We start from the raw sequence: 8,539 nt of genomic DNA, 5'->3' as shown, positions 1-8,539 counted from the left end.
GGTCTATCCTTTGCCTGTAAGGGTGATCCACATTCGACAAGGTGTTGATCGTCTGCTCAATGATTGCGTCGGACGGCGCAAGCCAGACAACCACCTTCGGCTTGTCCAAAGGCATTTTTTCAAATATCGGTTTCAGCGAGGAGCAAGCCATAAAGGTTTTGCCGCCGCCTGTCGGCACCTTGAAGCAAATATGCGGTACGCCTTTGATTTCATCCCGATACTGCGGAACGCCGCCGGAGCCGACAGCAACGTCCTGTGCAGCCCAATACTCGCTCCAAGCCTTTTTCATATCATATTGATTCAGAAAATCGAGGTAAGAAGATAGATTCTTCATCACTCGCTTTTGATAGTTTTTCAGTTCCATAATGCACCTTATAACTTCGTAATATCTCTCGGAATTTTCTTGAAGGTGATATTGTACTTTTCAAGCTCGCTGTCGCTCAAAGTACACAGATCCGCATAAATCACATAGGCTCCTGCGGCTGTTTGGATCGTGTTCAGAAAATCGTTGTTTAGAGTAGTGATCTGCTCTTTTTCGTAGTAGAAGTAGTAAGCATTGTCTACATATTTGCCGAGATAATACGGCTCGTCGGCTTTTCTCGGCTCTAAACGCTGCTTTGTTTCAGTGAAATAGACATATTTTCTGATTTCATCCTCGCCGATCGCTTCATTAAGCATTTCGCCGTTGAAGATCGGCTCACCCAATTCGTAATAACTGAAATCGCCGCCGGTACCCTCAACCGCTTTTTTGCCCTCGCCGTAACCATTGATAACTCGTTTAACTCTTTCGGCGGTGATGGAATCGGCGTAGTCCATCATTTCAATCAGGATAAACTTGCGGTTGCCGCCGTCCTGCTTGTTCATATTCAGTACGGCGTGAGCGGTCGTGCCGGAACCCGCAAAAGAATCGAGGATAATGGAATTATTGTCAGAAGATTGTTGCAAAATACACTCAAGAAGTCCTGTAGGCTTTGGTGTATCAAACACTCCTTTCCCCAAGATTCCTTTTACTTCAAGTGTTCCTGTTTCAGCAGAGAATTCTGTTCCGCTCCAAAAAGACTTTGGTTTTACTCTTTTACTTCCGTTTTGTGGCAGATAGTCTTTCTGAAAAACATCGTACTCACCGCGTCCCCTAACTTTTTGAGCAGTTAATTCAGTTATTCTTTCTCTTGCAGTATCAATTCCCCAACGCCATCGTCCATCGCTTCCATCGGATAGATGAGGATATATTTCTATTGCATTGACAATAGGATCAACAGAAAGAACATTGTTTATTTCATTATAATAAAACGGATAAAACATATTCGGTCTATCTTCTCTTCTTGCTCCAGATCCCCTTTTTCTTAATCCTTGTAAACGGTATCTTCCTTTATCATCATTTAGTTTATATTCATCATTGTATTCTTCGGGCATTTCTACGCCATTAGTTATATAATAACCTTTATGATATATTAAAAGGTTTTCGTGAGCCGTTGCGATATACTTATCATCGCTTCGACCTTTTAGATTATTGATAACAGCAATACTTGAAATATAATTACGGATCCCAAAAATCTCGTCACAAATCATTTTTAGGTTATACAGCTCGTTATCGTCTATGCTGATAAAGATAACGCCGTCCTTTGCCATCAGCCTGTGCAGGAGTTTCAAGCGCGGATACATCATACACAGCCACTTGTCGTGACGGCTGAGATCTTCGCCCTCCTGACCGACGACTGTGCCGAGCCACTTCCTGATTTTCGGATCGTTGACGTTATCGTTATATACCCACTTTTCATTTCCCGTATTGTACGGCGGATCGATATAGATACACTTGATCCTGCCCTCATACTGCGGCAGCAGCGATTTCAGCGCTTCCAGATTGTCGCCGTGAATGATCATATTCTCACTGCCGTTATCTTCCTTATGCTCTCCGTCCTTATCAAAGCTGTACTGACGCTCCAATGTCTTATAAGGAACGTCCAAATGATGATTCACAACCTTGCTTTTTCCAATCCAATCAAGTGTAGGCATATCTATTCTCCTTGCGTTTCGGCAAATTCAATATAATTATAATACAATAAATCTTTTTCTTTGTAAATAGGAAAACGCCGTACTGCTACTTGCAATACGACGTTTAATTCTTGCAGAGAATTATTTATTCTTGTAAATATCCATCTCAATCAGAATTTTATAGATTTGCTCTTGCTCGCTCGGTGTTTTAGAAGCAATCAATTCATAGCATTGCAAAGGAATATTTGCTTTTCCGCTTTCTGAGCTGCCTATCATTTCAAACAACGTCGAAAGGGAAACTCCAAGTGCATTAGCTATTTTCTCAATGCTCTCCAATGTTGCGTTCTTTTCGCCGCGCTCCACCTGACCGATATACGTCGGGTGGCAACCTGACAATTCTGCGAGTTTTTCCTGACTGTATCCAAGCTGCGTCCGATAGTTACGAATTCGCTGTCCCACGGTTTTTGCTATTTCACTCATAGTAATCACCTTCCAAATATAGTCTATAAATATTCTAATCAAATAAACACAGACTATTGATATTAAATATTGTTGATGATATACTATGAATATAGAAGCAAGAAGAAACAGTATTTATAGTGTTTTAAATATATAAAAGGAAACCGCAACACAGACTTTGCATTGCGATTTGGGCTTATTGATTCATATTCTTCATTAAATCAAGTATTGATTTCTTTTGTTCAGGGGAAAGACCGCCCCAATATTCAATTAGTTGTTTGGTATCGGAAGTAACCTCAATCAAATCACCCTCAGCAAAAAATTCGGACAACGTAATGCCGAACCCTTTACAGATAGCTTCCAATGTACCAACAGACGGCAGAGAATTACGCTTTAAGATTGTTGCTATCGTATTTTCAGATAACCCACAACTCTTAGACAAGCGATATGCCGTCCAACCTCTCTGTTCTAATAGGGATTTGATTCTTTCGGTAGCGTCCATATAAACACCTCACTTTTGTTTATATTGTACCGCACAACTGTGTGATAATATACCGAAAGACTGTTACTAATTACCATACAAAATTATGATAGTTGTGTTATAATAGTATGGGAGGTGCGTTATGAATAAGCTAAACAACAAACGAGTAATCGTTGTTGCTGTTTGTGTAATCGCATTTCTCGCGCTGCTTTGCCGAAGTGATAATAGAATTGCGCCGATAATTGCCGAACAGAGCAACTCAACAATCGGCGCAGAAGTGGACAATTTGTCCACTACCGAGCAAACGAAGCCAACAACCGACGTTTCAAGTAATCTGCAGTTTAAGCTGTCAGATATTCCAAGTTATTCGGGAACTCCTTATTGTGAGGTAAATAACAATCAGCCGTTTTTTCATGCAGACGAACTGACTACGGAATCATTCAAGCGGTTCAGTGAATTAGATTCATTAGGGCGCTGCGGCGTAGCCTTTGCCTGTATCGGAACGGACAGCCTGCCGACCGAGGAACGCGGTGCTATCGGAATGATTAAGCCGTCAGGTTGGCAGACCGTGAGATACGACGATATTATTGAGGACAAGTACCTCTATAACCGTTGCCATCTGATAGCGTTTGAGCTATCCGGCGAGAACGCCAATCCACAAAATCTGATCACGGGAACGCGGTATATGAATATAGAAGGTATGTTGCCGTTTGAAAACCGCGTTCACGATTATGTTGAAAACTCCAATAACCATGTGATGTATCGAGTAACGCCTGTTTTTGAAGGGGATAACCTTGTGGCAAATGGTGTTCTTATGGAAGGATACTCTGTTGAGGATAACGGAACAGGGATTTGCTTCAATGCTTTCTGTTATAACGTACAGCCGTATATTGAGATAGATTACGCAGATGGTACAAGTTGGATATCAGATCAATCCGATAAACAGCTTGAAACTGAAACGCAGAATAGCAAGGTCAACTACATTTTGAACACCAATACAAAGAAGTTTCATTATCCTGATTGTTCGTCGGTTAATGATATGAAAGAAAAGAACAAGGAAGCATTTACAGGAAGCCGTGAAGAAGTGATTGAAATGGGGTATTCTCCTTGCGGAAGGTGTAAACCGTAACGTTATAAAGTAAAAAAAGAAGGCGAAAATGAACGTAATCATTATCGCCAACTTATTTGGATATTTTCGGATAATAACAAGAGTATATTTTTCTTCGCAGATTGATATAATCTGCGAATAGCAAAGCTATATAGATATACATATATATTATAACAAATTATGTACAAAAATGCAATACTTTTTCATTAAAGCATGACCTAAAAGTATAGTTTTTTTCAAGAATGCATTACTTTATGTATATAACACCAAAAGATGCTGGAAACCATTTGCTAAACTTGTCAATCATCTTGTCAGTTAAATTGAAAGATAATAAAAAAATAAAGGGAAGGATGTATTTATGAAAGGCAATGCCTGTCCCTTCTACAACCTGTTCCACGGGCTGGTCTACTGCGCCACCTGTGGGAAGTCCATGCAGGTGCGGTATGAGAAAGTAGGCCGAACCGGAAAAAATCGCTTCACCGGCGAGATGCGGGAGCCGATTGATAAGGCGTACTATATCTGCCAGACCTACAACCGGATGGGCTGCAAGGTCTGTTCCAGCCACAAGATTGAGGCAAGAGATTTGTACAATCTGGTGTTGAAGGACATTCAGGAGTTGGCGGTGCAGGCCATGAAGGACGCCGATGCGTTCTACCAGCGGCTCAGCAGCCGGATGGAGCGCCGGTATCTGGTGGACGCTTCCCAGACCGAGAAGGAACGCCAGCGGCTGGAAGCCAGAAATCAGGAAATTGACGGGATGTTCCTGAGTCTGTACACCGACAAGGCCAAAGGTATTCTGACGGAGCAGCGGTTTATGAAGCTGACGGCAGCGCTGGAGCAGGAGCAGGAATCCAACCAGAAGCGTCTGCATGACCTGGCAATGATGCAGAGCCGGGCTGACGCTCAGGAGAGCGAAGTCCGCACCTTCATCAAGGAAATCCGGCGCTATGCCACCATCGAAGAACTGGACGAGGCGGTGCTGAACCGGCTCATCAGCCGGATTCTGATCGGCGAAGTCAAAAAGGTGGACGGCCAGAAGGTGCAAGAAGTCAGAATTGTTTATAACTTTGTTGGGGAAATCCCGGAAATTGCAGCATAAAGACAGCGAAGCCCTCCCTATGTAGGGGAGGGCTAATTATATACTAAATCACAAAACGGAAATTCCTGACAAATATGGGAAATTGATATAAAATCCAAAAAGAGTTGACAAAGGATATTCCTATATGGTATAATCCTGAATGAAATCAAACAAGGAGGTTTCTACAATGAACAAAATCAATATCAGCAATGCGCCTGCTTACACTTCTCCCAATTCCATGACTCTGATCTGTACAGAGAAACCGGATGGCAGCACCAATCTTGCGACTCTGGCATTCTGGGCTTTTGCGTCCACCAATCCCGGAAAGATCATGTTCTCCCTGAACAAAGGGGCTTACAGTCTGGAACTGCTGGCTGAGAAAAAAGAAGTTGTTCTCGCCATTCCCGGAGTTGAACTGACCGGCGCTCTGATTGGCTGTGGCACCTGCTCCGGACGTGATACGGATAAGGCTGCTAAGGTTGGTCTGACGATGCAGGAAGTGGAGGGCACAAATATCAAGGCTCCTGTTCCTTGCAAGCTGCTCATTCATGCGACTGTTGCCCAGACGATGGATGCGGACGATCATGTTGTCCACCTCTGCGATGTCAAGGGTGTTTACGGCGATGAAGATGTGAATGCAGTATTTGGCTGGAAAGGTTACGCTGAATTTGCGGCTGCGCAGCAGAAATAAGAAAGGACAAGGCGGCTGTCTGCGGATAGCCGCCTTGCGGTTTGAGGTGGCAATATGAAAACACAAGGCGGATTTTTGATAACCCGGATCAAACAGGTCGGAGGACGTGTTTTTGAACGCATATTGAGCGAAAAAAACATTGATGCTTTTAATGGCTCCCAGGGAAGGATTCTATATATCCTCTGGCAGAAGGATGGCGTTCCCATCAGTGAGCTGTCAAAGGAGACCGGTCTTGCCACGACCACGCTGACCAGTATGCTTGACCGCATGGAGGCGGCAAATCTGATTTATCGGGATCGCGGCGACAAAGACCGTAGAAAGATTCTCATTTTTCTTACAGAAGAAGCCAAAGGTCTGGAACAAGAATATAATGAAGTAACAGAAGAAATCAGCAACATTTACTATAAGGGATTTTCTGAGGAAGAAATCGAGCAGCTGGAAAACTATCTCCACCGCATCCTGAAAAATGTGGAGGGTGTTCTCTGATGAGCGTCTGCATTAAGGACAATATTCAAAACATGAATCTGGTCATCGGCTGTACCGTAGGCTGTTCCTACTGTTATGCCCGAAATAATGTAAAGCGTTACCATATGATCGATGACTTCAGCAAGCCGGAGTTTTTTCCGAATAAGCTGCGGCTGATGGAAAAGAAGCGCCCGCAGAATTTCCTGCTGACTGGCATGAGCGATTTGGCGGGATGGCAGCCGGAGTGGCGGGATAAGGTATTCGCAAAGATTCGGGAAAACCCGCAGCATCAATTCCTGTTTTTGTCAAAGCGCCCCGACCTACTGGATTTTGAGACAGACTTGGAAAACGCATGGTTTGGAGTCACTGTCACAAGAAAATCAGAGTTGTGGCGCATCGACACACTTAAGGCCAATATCCGGGCAAAGCACTATCACGTTACCTTTGAGCCATTGTTTGACGATCCGGGCAAAGTGGATCTCTCCGGTATCAGCTGGATCGTGGTCGGGACGATGACCGGGGCGCAAAGCAAAAAAATACGAACAGTTCCGGCATGGGCGTATTCCCTTGTGAAACAGGCCCATGCTCTCGGCATCCCTGCTTTTATGAAAGAAGATCTTGTTCCCATCGTGGGCGAGGCAAACATGGTACAGGAATTCCCGGAAGCGTTCAATCAAGTATTGGAGATACAGAGAAAATGGCAAAAGTAGAGATGAACGGTATCCTTATTGGAGAAGTCGAGACAAAGAATATCATGACGAAATCCAACCTGCCGGTGGGCGGTTATTCGGTCAATCCTTATGTGGGCTGCACCCATGCCTGCAAATACTGCTATGCGTCTTTTATGAAGCGGTTTACCGGGCACATGGAGGAATGGGGCACGTTCCTTGATGTGAAGCATTGGCCGAAGATTAAAAACCCAAAGAAATTTGCCGGACAGCGTATTGTGATCGGCTCCGTGACGGACGGCTACAATCCGCAGGAGGAACAGTTCGGCAATACCAGAAAACTGCTGGAACAGCTTCGAGGCAGTGGCGCAGATATTTTAATCTGCACAAAATCCGATCTTGTGGTTCGTGACATTGATCTGCTGAAGGAGCTGGGACAGGTCACGGTATCGTGGTCGATCAATACGCTCGATGAGGATTTCAAAGATGATATGGACAATGCTGTAAGCATCAAACGGCGGCTTGAGGCTATGAAGCAGGTTTACGATGCAGGCATCCGCACCGTCTGTTTTGTTGCGCCGGTTTTTCCGGGCATCACGGATTTTGAGGCGATTTTTGAGCGAGTGAAGGGTCAGTGTGACCTGTTTTGGCTGGAAAACCTGAACCTACGAGGCAGCTTCAAAAAGACGATTATGGATTATATAGCAGAGAAACATTTTGACCTTGTGCCGCTTTATGATGAAATCTATAACAAACACAACCGCAGTTATTTCAAAGCTCTGGAGGAAAAAGCCAAAGAAATGGCAAGGAAATATGACTGCCTCTTTGTTGATAATGAAATGCCCTACGGCAGAGTACCGCAGGGACATCCGGTCATCGTAGATTATTTCTATCATGAGGAAGTCCGGGGAACAAAGAATACAGGAAAGCGGAACAAGTGACACATTCAATAATATGGTTTTAAGAGCATCGCTTCGGCGGTGCTTTTCTTATGGCCTTTTGGCGATGATTTTATGGATACGCTGAAAGGCAAACAAATTATAGTTCGTATCACATATATCCCCTCTTCTTTTAATGGAGAGGGGATATTTTTTGCCCTTTTTTGAATTCATCACTTGACATTGTGGCAAAGATTTTACTGTATTTGGCGACAGCCATAAGAACACAGGGTTTATTTGTGAATACGGAACTTCAAGAAATATAAGTGCATCTGATTTTTCGCCCAGCAAAACCTTTGAATATAACGGTATCAAATACGAAGTGTATACTGATAGTGTTGATTTGCCAACTGCTCAGCAAATTTGCAAATTAAAAAAAGGTCGTCTTGCTATCGTTGAAAATGAAACAGAAAACAATGCAATCGTAGAAGCAATCGCTGATTGTGAGGTTGGAATGTTCTGGATAAACGCAACTGATATCTATTCAAAAGGCAGTTGGACAAGTTTTTCAAAAGACACATTACCCTTCACTTGTTGGGATAATAACGAACCGAATAATACAAATAACGTTGAAACCTATGCGGTAATCAAGAAAAATGGTAAGTGGAATGACTTGTATGGTTTCTACGGGGATATAGGTCTGTCTCTTATACACATCT

10 protein-coding genes and 1 pseudogene are annotated in these 8,539 nt (G+C 43.5%); 7 read left to right on the top strand and 4 right to left on the bottom strand.

Annotated elements, in window-relative coordinates; all coding sequences use genetic code 11:
* The 4 genes from KQI83_RS12180 to KQI83_RS12165 form a co-directional block, all read right to left on the bottom strand.
* Positions 1-364 (bottom strand): DEAD/DEAH box helicase family protein (locus KQI83_RS12180; protein ID WP_216558420.1); only part of this gene is annotated, 364 nt, incomplete at its 3' end.
* A gap of 8 nt (positions 365-372) precedes the next feature.
* Entirely contained in the window at positions 373-2,013 is a 1,641-nt protein-coding gene (locus tag KQI83_RS12175) for a site-specific DNA-methyltransferase (RefSeq protein ID WP_216558417.1), read from the bottom strand.
* 120 nt (positions 2,014-2,133) lie between these two features.
* Positions 2,134-2,472 carry a helix-turn-helix domain-containing protein gene (locus KQI83_RS12170; protein ID WP_216558415.1) on the bottom strand — a complete coding sequence of 113 codons (339 nt, stop codon included), beginning with the start codon at positions 2,470-2,472 and terminating at the stop codon, positions 2,134-2,136.
* 175 nt (positions 2,473-2,647) lie between these two features.
* Positions 2,648-2,953: a helix-turn-helix domain-containing protein gene (locus tag KQI83_RS12165; RefSeq protein ID WP_216558413.1), complete on the bottom strand. Its 306-nt coding sequence runs from the start codon at positions 2,951-2,953 to the stop codon at positions 2,648-2,650.
* Between the two features lie 121 nt (positions 2,954-3,074).
* Here KQI83_RS12165 and KQI83_RS12160 point away from each other — a divergent pair, with 121 nt between their 5' ends.
* The 7 genes and pseudogenes from KQI83_RS12160 to KQI83_RS12130 form a co-directional block, all read left to right on the top strand.
* Positions 3,075-4,061: a DNA/RNA non-specific endonuclease gene (locus KQI83_RS12160; protein ID WP_216558410.1), complete on the top strand. Its 987-nt coding sequence runs from the start codon at positions 3,075-3,077 to the stop codon at positions 4,059-4,061.
* Between the two features lie 325 nt (positions 4,062-4,386).
* Positions 4,387-5,139, top strand: a pseudogene (locus KQI83_RS12155) (DUF4368 domain-containing protein); the annotation flags it as partial.
* 166 nt (positions 5,140-5,305) lie between these two features.
* A complete protein-coding gene (locus tag KQI83_RS12150; protein WP_216558407.1) occupies positions 5,306-5,809 on the top strand; it encodes a flavin reductase family protein in 504 nt (167 codons plus the stop codon).
* Positions 5,810-5,863: 54 nt separating this feature from the next.
* Entirely contained in the window at positions 5,864-6,295 is a 432-nt protein-coding gene (locus KQI83_RS12145; protein ID WP_117519007.1) for a MarR family transcriptional regulator, read from the top strand.
* A complete protein-coding gene (locus tag KQI83_RS12140; RefSeq protein WP_216558404.1) occupies positions 6,295-6,984 on the top strand; it encodes a radical SAM mobile pair protein A in 690 nt (229 codons plus the stop codon). The genes KQI83_RS12145 and KQI83_RS12140 overlap by 1 nt, the downstream gene beginning before the upstream one ends.
* A complete protein-coding gene (locus KQI83_RS12135) occupies positions 6,972-7,883 on the top strand; it encodes a radical SAM mobile pair protein B (RefSeq protein ID WP_216558401.1) in 912 nt (303 codons plus the stop codon). The genes KQI83_RS12140 and KQI83_RS12135 overlap by 13 nt, the downstream gene beginning before the upstream one ends.
* Before the next feature lie 319 nt (positions 7,884-8,202).
* Positions 8,203-8,539 (top strand): C-type lectin domain-containing protein (locus KQI83_RS12130; RefSeq protein ID WP_216558399.1); only part of this gene is annotated, 337 nt, incomplete at its 3' end.

It is taken from the genome of Roseburia sp. MSJ-14 (assembly GCF_018918225.1).
GTDB lineage: Bacteria > Bacillota > Clostridia > Lachnospirales > Lachnospiraceae > Petralouisia.
The sequence above is the reverse complement of the archived record's forward strand: the minus strand, read 5'-3'. Positions and strand labels throughout refer to the sequence as shown.